General features: G+C 56.5%; 12 protein-coding genes and 2 pseudogenes. 10 read left to right on the top strand and 4 right to left on the bottom strand.

The annotated features are described in order from the left end of the window. The first annotated feature begins 19 nt into the window (after window positions 1-19). Window positions 20-547: a hypothetical protein gene (locus AC0L6A_RS13550; protein ID WP_473290772.1), complete on the top strand. Its 528-nt coding sequence runs from the start codon at window positions 20-22 to the stop codon at window positions 545-547. Continuing rightward, window positions 547-1,962, top strand: a complete 1,416-nt coding sequence (locus AC0L6A_RS13545; protein ID WP_473290770.1) for a 3'-5' exonuclease — start codon at window positions 547-549, stop codon at window positions 1,960-1,962. The genes AC0L6A_RS13550 and AC0L6A_RS13545 overlap by 1 nt, the downstream gene beginning before the upstream one ends. A 16-nt stretch (window positions 1,963-1,978) precedes the next feature. On the opposite strand, the gene AC0L6A_RS13540 is transcribed toward AC0L6A_RS13545, so the two are convergent. Further along, on the bottom strand, window positions 1,979-2,746 hold the full coding sequence (locus AC0L6A_RS13540; RefSeq protein WP_473290768.1) for an amino acid ABC transporter permease: 768 nt from the start codon (window positions 2,744-2,746) through the stop codon (window positions 1,979-1,981). Window positions 2,747-2,756: 10 nt separating this feature from the next. Continuing rightward, window positions 2,757-3,446 (bottom strand): amino acid ABC transporter ATP-binding protein, encoded by a 690-nt coding sequence (locus tag AC0L6A_RS13535; RefSeq protein ID WP_473293500.1) that lies wholly within the window; start codon window positions 3,444-3,446, stop codon window positions 2,757-2,759. Between the two features lie 154 nt (window positions 3,447-3,600). Here AC0L6A_RS13535 and AC0L6A_RS13530 point away from each other — a divergent pair, with 154 nt between their 5' ends. Next, window positions 3,601-4,377 (top strand): transporter substrate-binding domain-containing protein, encoded by a 777-nt coding sequence (locus AC0L6A_RS13530; protein WP_473290766.1) that lies wholly within the window; start codon window positions 3,601-3,603, stop codon window positions 4,375-4,377. A 46-nt stretch (window positions 4,378-4,423) separates the two neighbouring features. Here the strand turns inward: AC0L6A_RS13530 and AC0L6A_RS13525 are convergent, their stop codons facing one another. Beyond that, entirely contained in the window at window positions 4,424-5,539 is a 1,116-nt protein-coding gene (locus tag AC0L6A_RS13525) for a THUMP domain-containing class I SAM-dependent RNA methyltransferase (RefSeq protein ID WP_473290764.1), read from the bottom strand. A gap of 53 nt (window positions 5,540-5,592) precedes the next feature. Further along, window positions 5,593-6,195 carry a DUF1285 domain-containing protein gene (locus AC0L6A_RS13520; protein ID WP_473290763.1) on the bottom strand — a complete coding sequence of 201 codons (603 nt, stop codon included), beginning with the start codon at window positions 6,193-6,195 and terminating at the stop codon, window positions 5,593-5,595. Between the two features lie 58 nt (window positions 6,196-6,253). Here AC0L6A_RS13520 and AC0L6A_RS13515 point away from each other — a divergent pair. The 7 genes and pseudogenes from AC0L6A_RS13515 (at window position 6,254) to glcF (ending at window position 16,952) form a co-directional block, all read left to right on the top strand. Next, window positions 6,254-7,259: pseudogene (locus AC0L6A_RS13515) on the top strand (AAA family ATPase). A gap of 20 nt (window positions 7,260-7,279) precedes the next feature. Then, on the top strand, window positions 7,280-8,134 hold the full coding sequence (locus AC0L6A_RS13510; protein WP_473293498.1) for a DUF58 domain-containing protein: 855 nt from the start codon (window positions 7,280-7,282) through the stop codon (window positions 8,132-8,134). Beyond that, entirely contained in the window at window positions 8,104-10,896 is a 2,793-nt protein-coding gene (locus AC0L6A_RS13505) for a DUF4159 domain-containing protein (RefSeq protein WP_473290761.1), read from the top strand. Before AC0L6A_RS13510 ends, AC0L6A_RS13505 begins: the two co-directional genes overlap by 31 nt. 5 nt (window positions 10,897-10,901) lie before the next feature. Next, complete coding sequence (locus tag AC0L6A_RS13500; protein WP_473290760.1) at window positions 10,902-12,986, top strand: DUF7408 domain-containing protein; 2,085 nt, start codon at window positions 10,902-10,904, stop codon at window positions 12,984-12,986. Between the two features lie 78 nt (window positions 12,987-13,064). Then, a complete protein-coding gene (locus AC0L6A_RS13495; protein WP_473290758.1) occupies window positions 13,065-14,495 on the top strand; it encodes an FAD-linked oxidase C-terminal domain-containing protein in 1,431 nt (476 codons plus the stop codon). A 5-nt stretch (window positions 14,496-14,500) separates the two neighbouring features. Then, window positions 14,501-15,656, top strand: a pseudogene (locus AC0L6A_RS13490) (FAD-binding protein). Window positions 15,657-15,659: 3 nt separating this feature from the next. Continuing rightward, window positions 15,660-16,952, top strand: coding sequence for a glycolate oxidase subunit GlcF (gene glcF / locus AC0L6A_RS13485; RefSeq protein WP_473290757.1), 1,293 nt, complete (start codon window positions 15,660-15,662; stop codon window positions 16,950-16,952). The last annotated feature ends 44 nt before the right edge of the window (window positions 16,953-16,996 follow it).

The raw sequence follows: 16,996 nt of genomic DNA, 5'->3' as shown, positions 1-16,996 counted from the left end.
CGTAATACAGGAGGAATGCATGTTCTATGAAATGGTAGCGACGCTTGTCGCGGGCTTCGCTGGGGCGGGAATTGCCCTTCTGCTGAACAAACTAACACGGGGCAGAATGCCAAAGTGGGCAATGCCAGCTGGGGCTGCCTTGTCCATGATCGTGGCCACTGCCGCGAATGAATATGGTTGGTATGACCGCACGCAGCAGTCGTTACCGGAAGGTTTCAAGGTTGTCCAAACCGTTGAAAACCAATCGTTCTATCGTCCGTGGACCTATATTAATCCATTCGTGGAACGGTTCATCGCGTTGGACGAACCATCACTTCGAACCCACACAGCCCAACCCGCATTGCGCTTGGCTGACACCTATTTCTTCGGTCGCTGGTCTGCACCCGAAAAGATGGTGATCTTGGCTGATTGCACGACTGGCAAGCGTGCACCGCTGATCGATGGCGTGTCCTTTGATGCAAATGGAGACGTGAGCGGAATCGACTGGTTCTCGCCGGGTGAGGGGGATCCGCTGGTAACAGCAATCTGCAAGCTAGAGGTGTCTTGATGCAAATTCTGACAAAACTGTCCCTACGATTTCGGATTTTCCTGTTCTTTGCATTTCTGGCTGTGGCCTCGGTCGCACTTGTCATCGCAGCGCTGTTCGTCGGCGCAGCTCGCGCGACGCCTGAAGATGTGACGTCGGGGTTCGTGTTTGCAGGCGTTTTGTCGGGTTTCGGACTGTTGGCACTTGCTGCCGGAGTCTGGTTTCTGTTTGACGAAAATGTTGCGCGTCCAATTGAGCGTTTGGCGACGGGGTTGCGGTCTCGGGCGCATGCAGGCAGCGGCGGGGTGGACACTCATAGTGCCCGCTTTTTGGGGGATTTAGCACCCGCGGCTGAGGCTGTGTCAGAACAGCTGATGAAATCGACGATGGATCAGGCCAGCATTGTGGCTGCTGAAACACAGCGACTGTCGGCAGATAAAACTCGGTTAACGGCGCTTTTGTCTGAAATCCCGGTTGCGATGGTTTTGATCAACCCTGCGCATCAAATTGTTCTGTATGACAAGCAAGCCGCTTCCGTGTTGTCTCAGGTCAGCCCCGCTCGGTTGAACGCATCCATTTTTGACTATTTCCAGAAATCCGCCTTCATGGCGGCGTATGAAAAGATGATTTCGTCCGGGTTGGAGCAGAAATTTACAGACCTTTCCGCAGCAAACGGGCTTGAGTTTGATGCACGTCTAAAGCCCCTAGCCCCCGGCGAAGGTTATCTTCTGATGATCGACGAAGCCCATGCAATGATCGCGCCAGATGAGGGCCGCCCGGTTGTGTTCGACTTCGATCTGATGGAAGGGCAGGCGACCGATGATCTGATGCAGATGAGCTTGCGCGATCTGACTTACGTCGTCTTTGACACCGAAACCACGGGTCTTTTGCCGCATAAAGATGAGATCGTTCAAATCGGTGCAGTGCGCGTGGTGAAAGAAAAGATCGTTCCGGGCGAGGTAATCAACCAATTGGTTGATCCTGAAATGCCAATCCCGCCCGCGTCTACTAAAGTGCACAAAGTTTCCGACCACATGGTGGCCGGTCAGCCGACAATTCGCGAGGCGGGGAAATCACTGCATGATTTTGCGCGCGGCGCTGTGCTTGTGGCCCATAACGCGCCCTTTGATATGGCCTTTCTACGACGTCATGCAGAGGTTTGCGGGGTGGATTGGACCCATCCAATTCTGGACACTGTTTTGTTGTCAGCCGCCCTTTATGGCACGACCGAAGTTCACACGCTGGATGCGCTTTGTGACCGGTTGGGTGTAGTAATCCCACCCGAGCTGCGCCACACGGCCTTGGGCGACGCCCATGCAACTGCTGAAGTCCTTTGCAAGATGCTGGCAATGCTACACTCGAAAGGGATCGAGACCTTGGGCGGTGCCATCACTGAGGCCAAAAAACACAAACGTTTGCTGGAAGATCTGAACTGATTAACGGATGGCAGAGCTACCGGCTTTCGTCGGCATTCATACGCCGTTCAAGCCACCTTACCCCGGCAGAGATGATCAGAACCAGCACCAGATACTCGAGGATCAGCAGGGTATAGATCTCAAGCGGGCGGTATTCGGTTACGACCAGTTCATTGGCCCGGCGGGTCAGTTCCTGCATTCCAATGACAGACGCGAAGGCCGACATTTTAACGATGTAGATGAATTGGTTTGCCAAAGGGGGCAGGATGCGTCTGACGGCTTGCGGCAGGATCACATAGCGCATGGCCTTTGCACGGCTCAGACCAATGGTCTGCGCTGCTTCTGCTTGCCCTTTCGGGACGGATTGAATGCCTGCGCGGAAGATCTCGGCGGTGAAGGCGCTGTCGGAAAGGGCCAGGGTAATCACGGCCCCCCAAAACGGATCGATTGAGATACTGATCCCCATACTCCGCATGACGACCGGCAAGCCGTAGAAAACCCAAAACAGCATCGGAAGCAGAGGGATTGCGCGGATGAACTCGACATAAATCCGGTTGGGCAAACGAAGCCAACGGCTTTGCGCAAAAGCGGGAAGTGCCACCAATAGCCCAAGGATGATGGACGTGACTGCCGCAAGAACCGAGATTTGAATGGTCGAACTAAACCCGCGCATCAGAAAGCGGATATTGGTCCAACCATTTTCAGTTGTTGGGTCGATGACGTACCAACCCCAAGTGCCAGGGGCTGCAGAACAGGCGGTCAGCAGAAACAGAGATGAGATCAGGGCGATTGTTCGAAATTTCATAGCAGCCCCGTCAATGCTTCAAAATCTTGTCGAGGAATTGTGCGAAACGTTCACTTTTTGGCGCTTTGAAGACCTGCTCTGGCTGGCCAATCTCGACGATCTCCCCGGCATCCATGAAGGCGATCCGATCCGCCACTCGTCGCGCAAACCCCATTTCATGGGTGACGCAGATCATTGTCATTCCGTCGGCTGCCAAATCTTCCATAACCTCAAGAACCTCGGCGATCATTTCGGGGTCCAGTGCCGATGTGGGTTCGTCAAACAGCATGAGCTTTGGCTCCATGCACAAAGCACGCGCGATGGCGACGCGCTGTTGTTGACCACCCGACAACTGGGCAGGGCGTTTTCCAGCCTGTTCAGGAATGCGAACGCGCTCAAGGTAACCCCGCGCGCGGCTCTCAGCCTCAGAACGCGGCAGCCCCAACGCCTGAATAGGCCCCAGTGTCAGGTTGTCCAAAACAGACAGGTGCGGAAACAGGTTGAAGCTTTGAAACACCATCCCGATGTCACCGGGTTTATTGGCATCATGCAGATTGATGTCGCCAACCTGATGGGACTCCAGCCCGGATAGAAGACGAACAATGGTTGATTTTCCAGACCCGGAAGGACCACAAATCACCAATTTCTCGCCGGTACCCACGGTCAGAGAAATATCGCGCAAAACCTGAAAGTCGCCGTACCATTTCGATACATCTTTCATCTGCACGGCAGGATCAATTTGTCTTATGTTCTGCACTTGTTCTTCAGGCCGTTTTTTGTTCAACTGATTGTGACGAATGATCCACTCGGGTTTTTGTCCCGTAACCTATATGAACATGAGACCAAATTTATAACCACCAAAAGGACAAGGCGCGATGAACTTTTTGAGAACACTTGGGGCGGGGCTTCTGGCTTTGGCGACACTCACTGGGACGGCATCAGCGCAATCTGCGCTCAGCGACATTCTTTCGGGCGGTGTCCTGAAGGTGGGAACAACAGGTGATTGGAACCCAATGTCGGTGCGCGACCCGGCGACTGAAGGCTATAAGGGGTATGATATCGACGTCATGACCGAGCTGGCCAAAGACCTTGAGGTCAAGCTGGAGTTTGTTCCTACGGACTGGAAGACATTGGTGAACGGCATTGTGGCCGGAAACTATCACATGACCGGATCTGCTTCGATTTCGCCGTCACGTATGAAGGTGGCTGGGTATTCTGACCCGTATATCTCGGTTCAGATTATGCCATTCACAACAACTGAAAAGCTGTCAGGCTTTAGCGGTTGGGATGCCATCAACAAACCCGAGGTCAAAGTTGCAACCACGCTGGGCACATCGTTTGAGAAGATGGTGAAAGAATGGTTCCCAGATGCCGATATCAAAGTGGTCGAGGCACCAGCCCGTGGGTATCAGGAAGTCCTGTCAGGCCGTGCTGATGTCTTCATCACGTCGAACATTGAAGGCGCAACTCTGACAGAAAAATTCCCACAGGTTACAGCCATTCCGGTTGATACTCCGCGTGCGCCCACGCCGATTGCGATGCTGTTGCCACAGAATGATCAGGTGTGGATCAACTACGTGAACAGCTGGATTAAGCTGAAGCAGGAAAAGGGCTTCTTCGACGCAACCGCTGCGAAGTGGGGCCTGAACTAAAGCGTTCAATTGAATTGGAAAGGCCGGGCATCTGACCCGGCCTTTTTTATGGAAGAGGTGCCGTTTGATATAGCTTCACCTTGGTGCCGCCATGATCGATCGGAGGTCCAGGTGGCAGGAACGGCAAGGCGGTAGATTTTGCGAGCCCCCCGTCCGAGGTGATGATCCCAACGCGCCAACCTGAAAACCGTTCGCGAAACACTTTTCCCATCGTGCCGTAAAGCGCGAACAGCAGTTTCTTGTTGCCAATGCGCCCGCCATAGGGCGGGTTCACAATGATCAGACCCGGGGCGATATCTGGGCGTTCAAGATCGCTGATCGAGGCCTCAGTGAATTGGATGACGTCACCAACACTGGCGCTTTCCGCGTTCTTGCGGCCGTTGGCAATTGCGCCTGCATTTCGATCTGATCCGAAAAAGCGTATGGACCCCAAAGACGCAGGGGCGCTTGCGGCGCGTAGGGCTTCAAAGGCAGTGGGATCAAAGCTTGCTAGTTTTTCAAATGCAAAGCTGCGGCTGCGTCCGGGCAGTAACCCTACTGACATTTCAGCGGCTTCAATCAGGAATGTCCCAGAACCGCACATCGGGTCTATCACCGCCTCTTGCCCGTCATATCCTGCTGCTCGCAGAAACAGAGCGGCAAGATTTTCGCGCATCGGCGCTTTCCCAGTGGCGGTCTTGTGTCCGCGCTTGTGAAGGCTTTCCCCTGAGCTGTCCAAGCTGATGGTGACAAGGTTGTCGTCAATCCGAACCTTGATCGTCAAAGCCGCATCTTTTGACACCGACGCGCCCAAGGTTTCAGAAATTGCACGCTCGACCCGTTGTGCTGCACCTTTGTGGTGATAGATTTTCGAACGTTTGCAAACGGCCTCGACCCGAACCGGCACATCAGGTCGCAACACGTCGGCCCACGGGAACTTGCGCGCCCGTTTGTCCAGTTGCGCCATATGAAAGGCCCGAAACTCGCCCAAGCGAACCAAAACGCGCGTCGCACCGCGCAACGTTAGGTTGGCGCGCCATACCTCGGACCAGTTGCCGCGTGTGGTGACGCCTCCGGGGCTGGCTTCAGGTGTCGCAAAACCTGCGGCGCGCGCTTCTTCAGCCAGCACGCCTTCCAATCCGGGCGGTGCAACAAGGAATATCTCAAGATCATCTTTGGTCATGATGCCTTCTATCTCAGCCGCTTCCCCGCGGCGAGCGAAATGCGAAGGCAGTTTCAGCCAAGCTTATCTGTGGGGATCAGCGCAAAGAACTGTCCATCCGACCAGACGCCAAACCAAGATGTGCCGTCATGATCTTCTGCTACGCCTTGTTCAATCAGCCTATAGAAGGATTTACGATCAATGCGTGCCTCAAGGCCGGCGCGGATTTCAACGTAAGGGTTGGGCATGTCGTCAATGTGATCCAATCTGATCGGGTGCTCTGAGCCCGCTAAGACGGTGTCACCCACATGGGTGGTGAAGCGCAGGCATTGCTGTCGATCCTCACCCTCGACATCCATATCGGTGGCAACAAATGGGGCGTCGTCTACGGTGATGCCCCATTTTTCGACCGGGGTGACAAGAAAGAAACGATCGTCTTCTTTGCGCAGGATGGACGAAAATAGTCTTACCAAACCGTCCCGCTTGATCGGATCGCCTTCGTGGAACCAAGTGCCATCGCGGTCAATCCTGATGTCGATCTCGCCGCTGTAGTCTGGGGTCCACAGGTGCACGGGGGGCGGCGCCTTAGCAGAAATCGTTCCAACCGCCTTTGCCAAAGCTTCAGGGGCAGAGGGACGTGTTTTCGCCGATTTTCCTGCACTTGGCGCTTTTGTCATTTGTTCCCCATCTGAATCTGGCCTTTAATGATCCTATTACCCACGCGAAGGAAATGCCATGCAGAACGAAGACTTACTGAGTGATGTCGAAGCCTTGGGCGCGAAACTTGCTGAGGCGCGCAAGATGGTGGCGCGTCGGATCATGGGTCAGGATCAGGTGGTAGTATCTGACGATTGAGGCGATCCTGGCGGGGGGGCATGCGCTTTTGATCGGCCTGCCGGGATTGGGTAAGACGCGGCTTGTCGAAACACTCGGATCAGTCATGGGGCTGGATGATGGTCGCATCCAATTCACGCCCGATCTGATGCCGTCTGATATTCTGGGGGCCGAAGTGCTGGAAGAAAGCGACACGGGTGCGCGGTCTTTCCGGTTTATCAAAGGCCCGGTTTTTTGCGAACTTTTGTTGGCGGACGAGATCAACCGCGCCAGCCCTCGTACGCAGTCTGCGCTGCTTCAGGCGATGCAAGAGCATGAGGTTTCTGTCGCGGGGCAAACGCATAATTTGGGCGAAGTGTTCCACGTGCTCGCCACACAAAACCCATTAGAGCAAGAAGGCACATACCCGCTGCCCGAAGCGCAGCTGGACCGTTTTCTGGTTCAAATCGACGTTGAATACCCAGATCGGGATGCAGAGCGCGACATACTTCTGGCAACTACGGGCACCGAAGACGCCAAGGTGTCCGCAGTGTTCAACAAAACCGATTTGATTGCGGCACAGAAGCTTCTGCGACGGATGCCGGTTGGCGAAAACGTGGTCGAGGCCATTTTGGATCTTGTACGAGCATGTTGGCCCGATGATCCCACAGCCCCGCAGATTGTACGGGACGCTGTAAGCTGGGGCCCCGGTCCACGTGCAACACAAGCTTTGATGCTGCTGGCACGTGCGCGTGCCTTGCTGGATGGGCGGCTTGCGCCCGGCATTGATGACGTTCACGCATTGGCTGGCCCTGTCCTAAGCCACCGAATGGCACTTGGATATTCTGCGCGTGCCGAAGGCGTGGCGCTTTCTGATGTCATCGAACAAACCGTGGCTGAGGTGTTGCAGATCGAGGTTGCGGCGTGACCTCTCAAGACGCCTCTGCCATGCTCCGGCCGCGTGCCGAAGCGCTGGCAGCGCGTCTGCCGCCTTTACTTGTGGCGGCCCAACATCTTGCGCAGTCCATTGAACTTGGGGAACACGGCCGACGGCAATCAGGGCAGGGCGAAGCGTTTTGGCAATATCGGCGTGCGCAGCCCGGCGACCCCGCACATCGTATTGATTGGAGGCGTTCAGCCCGATCGGATAGTCACTATGTTCAAGAGAAAGAATGGCAAGCGGCACATTCGGTTCAGATCTGGATTGATCCCGCATCCTCGCTTGCCTTTGCGTCGGATCCTCAATTGCCACAAAAGCGCGATCAAGCGCGACTGATAGGGTTGGCTTTGGCTTCCCTTCTGTTGCGTGGTGGGGAGCGTGTTGGCCTGTTGGGCGGGGCGCAGCCTCCGGGACGTGGGCGTCTGGCGCTTTCGCGCATGGCGGATCAACTGCTGGCAAGCGGAGTTGATTTTGAACTGTCCCATGCTGCGGCTGTGCCACGCGCGCGGCAAATTGTGTTTTCAGATTTTCTTGGGTCACTGGAGGATACGCGCTCTTTCGTTCTTGCCGCACAAGGCAGGGGTCAGAAAGGTGTGTTGTTTCAGTTGCTTGACCCAATGGAAGAAGCGTTTCCATTCCAAGGGCGTGTTCTTTTTCAGGACGTTTCTGGTGGGTTGTCCCATGACACACGCGAGGCAGCGGATTTGCGCAACCGCTATCTGGAACGATTGGCACGTCGCAAGGCCGAGCTGTCGGATCTGGCAAAGCGTGCCGGATGGCGGTTCCATACCTACCACACGCATCAAGCGCCCAGTTCCGCCTTGCTTTGGCTATGGAACGCAATTGGGGGACCGTTGCGGTGAGTGTGTTTGGCATAGGCTTTGCCGCCCCTTGGTTGCTTCTGGGGCTGCTTGCACTGCCGGTGATCTGGTTGCTTCTCAGGGCGGTACCGCCAGCGCCGCGTAAGCAGGTTTTTCCAGCTGTCACGCTGTTGCTGGGGCTTGAAGACAAAACTGCACAAGCTGATCGCACCCCTTGGTGGCTTTTACTTTTACGACTTCTGGCCGTTGCTGCGCTAATTGTAGGATTTGCGGGTCCTGTTTTGAATCCAGATGACCAATCGACCCGTACGGGTAGGCTGTTGATGTTTGTGGACGATTTCTGGCCTGCCGCATCAGATTGGGCGCAACGCATACAGACCATCGAAACTCAATTGGACAAGGCGCAGTTAGCAGGCCGCCCGGTCGCCGTTGTTTTCGCAAGCAAAACAGCACTGAGTGATGTTGATCGAAGTGTCGACTGGCAAACCGCAGATGTTTGGAAATCGAACCTTACGGGTCTACGTCCGGTGGCTTGGGACGCTGGCTACGCAAAAGCCGAGGATTGGCTTCAGTCGGCACAGGCCGCAGATGTCTTGTGGTTTTCGGACGGGGTCAAACGGGATGGTCGCACAGCGCTGTTATCACAATTCGAACAATTGGGCGCGGTCGAGGTGTTGGAGCCTCCGTCCGCGCGCTTTGGCCTGTTGCCAGCTAAACTAGATGGTGGGGATTTGGTTCTTTCCGTCCTCCGATCGGGCAGCGGGGCTGTTGCTGATTTAACCATCGAAGCGATTGGCCCCGACCCCGAGGGTGTAGAGCGGGTTTTGCTTTCGGCCCCGACACAGTTTTCCGAAAACGCTGACCAGAACGAGCTTCGATTGGCGATGCCCACCGAGCTGCGCAACAGGATCAATCGAATTCAGATCGCGGATCACCGGGCTGCAGGTGCTGTAACCCTTGCCGATGACAGCCTGCGTCGTCGCCGTGTTGCGCTTTTGAACGCTACTGGTGAGCGCGAAGGGTTGGAGCTTTTGTCGCCTCTTCATTATCTGCGTGAAGCATTGGCCACGACGGCTGAGACGATAGAGCTTCCAACCTTGACTGGACTGATTAAAGCCAGCCCGGACGTTGTAGTATTGCCGGATGTCGCCACGTTCTCGGATGCTGATCGTGATGCGCTGACGAACTGGGTTGAACAGGGTGGGCTGTTGTTGCGTTTTGCCGGTCCATTGTTGGCTTCGGCTGATCTAGGGCAAGGCGTTAAAGACGAACTGCTGCCGGTCCGTTTGCGCGCCGGGGGACGCGTGGTGGGCGGCGCGATGAGCTGGGGTGACTCGCGTGCCATAGCTCCGTTCCCAGAAAGCTCTCCTTTTTTTGGCCTGCCTGTTCCAGATGATGTCAGGGTCGAGGCTCAGATTTTGGCCGAACCCGGACCGGACCTTGCGGATTTATCAATTGCCACATTGTCAGATGGAACACCGATCGTAACGCGGCGCGCTCTCGGCGCGGGCCAGGTTGTGCTGTTCCATGTCTCGGCCAATGCAGAATGGTCGTCGCTACCGTTCTCAGGCTTGTTTGTGCAGATGTTGGAACGTCTTGCAGTCTCGTCGCAAGGAAGCGCACGTGACAGTGAGGCTTTGGAAGGTACGACATGGGTGGCAACGCAGGTTTTGGACGCGTTTGGTCAATTGTCGCCTCAGGATTCCGCAGCAGGTGTGCCGGGGACGATGCTTGCAAACCCTGTTGGTCCTGACCTAGCGCCGGGGCTCTATGCAGACGGGGACCGCGTGCAGGCTGTGAACGTGCTGCAGTCTGACAGCACGTTAGAACAGGCAAACTGGCCCGCCCATGTGACGCCAAGCTGGCAGGTTGGGAAGAAGCAGCAAGAATTCGGACCGTGGGTTCTGGCCGCTGCACTGTTGTTGGGGGCACTGGATGTCCTGTTAACGCTGTTGCTGGCAGGGCGTTTAAGGCCAGCCGCGCGTCATGTCGCGATGGGGGCAGTAATCGTGTTTGCTCTTTTGACCGCCATGTCTTCGCTTGAGGCACAGACAGATACCGACCCAAACGTACTTGAAGCCGCAGGCATCGTAACGTTGGCACATGTTCTAAGTGGAGACGCCGAGGTTGATCGGGTCGCGCAGGCTGGACTTTTGGGAATATCAGATCAACTTTTCATGCGCAGTTCGGTTGAACCGGCACCACCTGTCGCGGTCGATATTGAAGACAGCGACCTGTCGGTTTTCCCGATGCTGTATTGGCCGCTGACAGACCAGACACCGATCCCCAGCCCGGATGCGATTGTGCGTGTTAAGCGGTATTTGGCGGCGGGTGGGTTAATCCTGTTCGATACGCGTGATGCCGGGGTTGGGGGCAATTCAGCGACCAGTCGGCGGCTTCGTGCTGTGGCGCTGCCTCTGGGCCTGCCGCTTCTAGCTCAGGTTCCACATGACCATGTTCTTACCCGAAGTTTCTACCTGCTGCAGGAATTCCCCGGTCGCTACCGTGGTCCGGTCTGGGCAGAAGCCCCACCCCCCGATGCCGAACGCGCCGAAGGGATGCCCTTTCGTAACCTCAATGACGGAGTGACGCCGGTCATCGTGGGCGGCAATGATTGGGCCAGCGCATGGGCGATCCGAAACGACGGGCGTCCAATGTTCCCAGTCGGTCGCGGGCAGGCAGGTGAACGGCAACGTGAAATGGCTGTTCGCTTTGGCGTCAATCTGGTGATGCATGTGCTGACCGGAAACTACAAATCCGATCAGGTCCATGTTCCTGCGCTGTTGGAAAGGCTGGGGGAATGAATGCGATGTCCCTTCAGTTCGCCCCCGGACTGCCTTGGCCATTGATTGGCGTGCTTGCGGCGGTGGTGGTGGTGTCAATAGGCGTGGCCCTTTGGCGCGGGCTTTCGGGCTGGGTATTGCGGGCGGTGGCGGCACTTATCGTGTTGGTAGCTCTGTGCGGGCCTTCGCTTCAGGAAGAAGACCGTGATCCATTGTCTGACTTGTTTCTGGTCCTTGTGGATGACAGCGCATCGCAGTCTCTGTCGGATCGGCCGATGCAAACGGCTCAGGCGCGCGATGGTGTATTGGCACAAATCGCGGCCCGTCCCTCGCTTGAGCCGTTGGTTCGCAACCTGTCGGAATTTGCCCCACCAAGCGATACGGAAGCAGATGAAAAAACCCGGTTGATGACAGCGTTGAAACAGGCGCTGGCCGAGCTTCCTGTAAACCGTCTGGCGGGTGTCGTTTTGATCACCGATGGCGTGGTGCACGATCTGCAAAACGCTCCGGGTCTGTCAGTCCCTTTACACGCGTTGGTTACGGGTCGAGACAGCGATTGGGATCGGCGGCTAAGTGTCGTGGAAGCACCCGCTTTTGCCATTTTGGGAGAAGAGGTTGAGCTGCGCTTGAAAATGGAAACGCTAGGCGCCCGTCCAGATGCGCTGCCTCCCGCTGTCTTAAGCGTTTCACATGACGGGCAAGCGATTGGAGAAATCCCGGTGATTGATGGACGGGAAGTCGTAATTCCCCTGACATTGGATCATGCTGGCCGCAACTTAATTCATGTGACCTTACCGGTTGAAGACGGTGAACTGACAGGCCGCAACAATGAGGTCGTGATCGAGCTGAACGGCGTTCGGGATCGTTTGCAGGTTCTTCTGGTCTCGGGCACGCCACATCCCGGAACGCGCACGTGGCGCAATTTGCTGAAATCAGACAGTGCCGTGGATTTGGTTCATTTCACCATTTTGCGCCCACCCGATAAGCAAGATGGCGTGCCTGTAAGCGAGCTAAGTTTGATCGCCTTCCCAACGCAAGAATTGTTCATCGACAAGATTGACGAGTTCGACCTGATCATCTTCGATCGCTATCAATTACGTGGCATTCTGCCTGGCGGTTATCTGAACAGCGTACGCGATTACGTTCGACGGGGTGGTGCGGTTTTGATTGCCGCTGGGCCATCCCTTGCGACCGCTGAAAGCATCGCGCGTTCCGGGCTGGCAGATATCTTGCCCGCCACGCCAACAGGGCGTCTGTTCGAAGAGCCGTTTTTGCCAGATGTGACAGATGATGGTCTGCGCCACCCGGTGACCCGTGACCTTTTACGCCACGCGCCCGAAGGCGGTTGGGGACCGTGGATGCGACATGTCGAAGTGGAACCTGATCGGGGCCACGTGATCCTTTCCGCCACGAACGGATCCCCGCTGTTGGTGGTCGATCGCAGTGACGAAGGCCGGGTGGCGCTTTTGGCCTCGGACCACGCTTGGCTTTGGGCGCGCGGCCATAAAGGTGGTGGTCCGCAATTGGAGCTTCTGCGCAGGCTGGCACATTGGTTGATGCGCGAGCCAGAATTGGAAGAGGAAGCCCTTTCCGCGCGCGCAACCGAGGCTGGCCTTGAGTTAAAGCGCAACACCATGCAATCCGACCTGCCCGAAGTTGTGGTGACGACGCCTTCCGGCGAAGAAATCCCAGTCGAGTTGATGCCGAGCGCTGATTTGGGCGTGTTTGAAGCGGCTCTTGCGACCGACGCCACAGGGCTGTTTCGGGTGACCCAAGACAGTTTATCCACTGTCGTCGTCCGAGGGGCCGCAACTTCGGAAGAGTTCAGCAATCCACTGGCACGTAGCGATCTTGTACTGCCAGTATTGACCGCCACTGGCGGGGCTGCGCGTCGGATTGAAGACGGCATCCCCGCGCTTCGATCAGTGCGCGTTGGGCGTCCTGCACACGGCCGTGGTTGGCTGGGGTACACGCCGCAAGAGGCCTATGTCACAACTGCTATTCGCCTGCGCCCACTTGCGCCTGCGGGTTTGTTTCTGACGCTTGCGGCGCTGGCACTAATCGCCGCGTGGCTGCTTGAGGGGAGAAGCCGAAAGCAGCCCGCCCCGTAATCACTTTGATTCTCGCTTGCGTCGGGGGTGATAAATTGGTTATATTTTTTTACCAATTAACGTTACGAGGTATGCGCCATGCAGATGCCTGCACCAAACAACAGTATTCTGTCGCGGAAGGACCAAATCGTGGCCCGGCTTCAGTCCGCGCTGCCCCAAGGTGCTGTCGTGCATGACCCAATCCAGACCCGCGCCTATGAATGTGACGCACTGACCGCTTACAAATGTCCCCCACTTTGCGTTGTGCTGCCAGCGTCGACCGACGAGGTCTCGGCCATCATGCGCATCTGCTTTGAGGAAGGCGTGCCGGTTGTACCGCGTGGTGCGGGCACCTCCCTTGCAGGAGGCGCGTTGCCAACCGCAGACAGCGTCATTCTTGGCGTTGCCCGTATGACGGATGTGTTAGAGACCAGTTATGAAGACCGCATCATTCGCGTGCAGGCTGGGCGCACGAACCTAGCGGTGACCGGGGCTGTTGAGGAAGATGGGTTCTTTTATGCGCCCGACCCCTCCAGCCAGTTGGCCTGTGCCATCGCGGGCAATATCGCGATGAATTCCGGCGGGGCGCATTGTCTGAAATACGGTGTGACCACCAACAATTTGCTTGGCGTGACAATGGTCATGGCCGATGGCGAAGTGGTTGAAATCGGCGGCGGACATATGGATGCCGCTGGGCTGGATTTGCTTGGACTAATCTGCGGTTCTGAAGGGCAGCTGGGCATCGTGACGGAAGCCACGTTGCGTATCCTACCCAAACCCGAAGGTGCGCGCCCCGTTTTGATCGGCTTTGATAGCAACGAAGTCGCAGGGCACTGCGTGTCCGACATCATCAAATCAGGCATCCTACCCGTAGCGATCGAGTTCATGGACCGCCCCTGCATTCGCGCGACCGAGGCCTTTGCAGGCGCTGGCTATCCCGATTGCGAGGCGTTGTTGATCATCGAAGTCGAAGGCTCTGACGTTGAGATTGACGACCAACTTGCCCGCATCACAGAGATCGCCAAGGCCCACAACCCGGTGGAGGTGCGTGAAAGCAAATCTGCAGATGAAAGCGCCAAAATTTGGCTGGGGCGTAAGTCAGCTTTCGGCGCAATGGGGCAGATCAATGACTACATGTGTCTTGATGGCACGATCCCGGTATCTGAACTGCCGCGTGTTCTCAAACGGATTGGTGAGATGTCGAAAGAATACGGTCTGGACGTGGGGAATGTGTTTCACGCAGGCGATGGAAATATGCATCCTCTGATCCTGTTTGATGCCAACAAGCCGGGTGATCTTGAGAAATGCGAGGCGTTTGGAGCTGATATTCTGTCCTTCTGTGTCGAGGTCGGTGGCTGCCTGACCGGTGAACATGGGGTTGGCGTGGAAAAACGCGATCTGATGACCAAGCAATACCAAGCTGAGGATCTTGAAATCCAAATGGCCGTGAAAGACGTGTTTGACCCAAAATGGCTTTTGAACCCTGCAAAGGTGTTCCCCCTTGAAGCCTCGGAAGGTCGGCGCGGATGACAAAACTGATCCCTCAAAGCGAGCAGGAGCTGGCTGATCTGGTGCGCGCGACCGATGGCCCATTGCGGATCATAGGCGGCGGCACGCGGCCCATTGGACAGGCGGCAAAGGGGCAGGAACTGTCGACCTCGGCGCTTTCCGGCATCACGCTATATGAACCAGGCGCGTTGACGTTGGTGGCCAAGGCGGGAACGCCCGTGGACGAAATCGACGCCGTTCTGAGGGCAGAGAACCAGATGCTGGCCTTTGAACCCTATGATTTGGCAGGTGTCACGCGTGCGAAAGGCGCATCGACCATCGGTGGGGTGATTGCGACCAATGCAAGCGGTGCGCGGCGGGTGCAGGCCGGTGCGGCGCGGGATTTTCTGCTTGGTGTTCGATTTGTCGACGGGCAGGGACAAATTCTGAAAAACGGTGGTCGGGTTATGAAGAATGTGACCGGATACGACTTGGTGAAACTGATGGCAGGCAGTTGGGGCACGCTTGGTGTCCTAAGCGAGGTCAGCCTGAAGGTCTTGCCAATGCCCGAGCATGTGATGACCGTCGGAATTACGGGGCTAAGTGACGACGACGCAATTTCGGCCATGTCGGCGGCGCTGGGGTCCCCGTTCGATGTGACCGGGGCCGCGCATGCCCCAGCCTGTATTGAAGAAGAGCCGTTTACAATGGTCCGCGTCGAGGGGTTTGAGGCCTCGACCCGATATCGTGCTGAGAAGCTGAAAGAGCTGTTCGGGCGCTTTGGCGAGGTGATGATCTCGGACAGCGCAGAGGGCTGGAAAGCTGAGCGCGAGATGGTCGCCTTTTCCCAAACGGTGCGTGGAGCAGGTGGGGCGCTTTGGCAATTGTCTCTGAAACCAAGTGATGCAGCGCCGGTTATGGCCGGGATCTTCGGATCGGTTTGACGTATTATACAGCTACGATTGGGGTGGTGGACGGGTCTGGGTTTGGGCCGGAGGGGATGTGGATCATTCCGCATTGCACGGCGCCCTTCAGGAGAGTGCTGCACGGGTTGGCGGGCATGCGACACTTATCCATAGCGATACCGAACTAGAAGTGCCAAAGTTTCAACCGTTGTCCCCGGTGTTGTCGCGGCTGACCCAAGGGTTGCGGTCAAAGTTTGACCCACGCAGCATTCTTAACCCCGGTCTGATGGGAGCCTGATCTATGCAAACCCATTTCACCGAGGAACAGTTGCGCGATCCCGCAATCAAGCGCGCCAATGAAATCCTGCGCTCTTGCGTGCATTGTGGATTTTGCACCGCGACGTGCCCCAGCTATCAGGTGCTGGGCGACGAATTGGACAGCCCGCGTGGCCGCATCTACCTGATCAAGGACATGCTGGAGGCTGGGCGGCCTGCTGATAAGAAAACCGTCGAACATGTGGACAAATGCCTGTCTTGTCTGGCCTGCATGTCGACTTGCCCATCCGGCGTGCACTACATGCATTTGATCGATCATGCCCGCGCGCATATCGAAAAAACCTACAAACGTCCTTTGTTTGACCGTGTGTTGCGCTGGACGCTGGCGCAGATCATTCCATATCCGGGCCGGTTCCGGCTTGCGATGCAGGGCGCGCGGCTTATGCGGCCCTTGCGCAAGTTCATGCCCGATCCAAGGCTTGCGGCGATGTTGGAGATGGCACCGCCGAAGCTGCCGCGCGCCTCGCAGAATGATCAGCCACAGGTTTTTCCGGCCAAGGGCGTGCGCAAAAAACGTGTGGCACTTCTGACAGGGTGTGCGCAGAAGGCGCTGGACACCGATATCAACGACGCAACCATCCGGCTTCTGACGCGGTTGGGCTGCGAAGTTGTCGTGGCAAAGGGTATGGGTTGCTGCGGCGCGCTGACTCATCACATGGGCAAAGAAGACGCGAGCCATGCGCAGGCTGCTGCCAACATCCATGCCTGGATGGGTGAAAAGCGGGCAGAGGGGCTGGATGCGATCGTCATCAACACCTCTGGCTGTGGCACCACGGTTAAAGATTACGGGTATATGTTCCGAAACGATGCCGCGCTTGCCGAAGATGCGGCAGACGTGTCCAAACTGGCTTGCGATGTAAGCGAGCTTTTGATGGAATTGGACTTGCCCGAAGCCGACATTGGCATGAGGGTGGCATATCATTCCGCCTGTAGCCTGCAACACGGCCAGCAGATCAAAACGCATCCCAAAACCCTTCTTAAACAAGCCGGTTTTGAGGTGGTAGAGCCCGCAGATCCCCATTTGTGCTGCGGGTCTGCCGGGACCTATAACTTGATGCAGCCCGAGATTTCACAAGAGCTGAAGCGCCGTAAGGTGACCAATCTGGAAGCCAAAACACCCCAGATCATCGCGGCGGGCAATATCGGCTGCATGATGCAAATCGGATCGGGTACGGGCATTCCTGTTGTGCATACGGTTGAGTTGCTCGATTGGGCAACAGGGGGGCCACAGCCGCGCAAATTGACGCCGCATGGATAAAATTCCTTTCTCTCGCCCCAATTTTCGCCGTAAACATGTGTGAG

Source organism: Aliiroseovarius sp. D2-2 (genome assembly GCF_055809455.1).
Note: the sequence above shows the minus strand (reverse complement) of the source record. Positions and strands in the feature narration are given on the sequence as shown.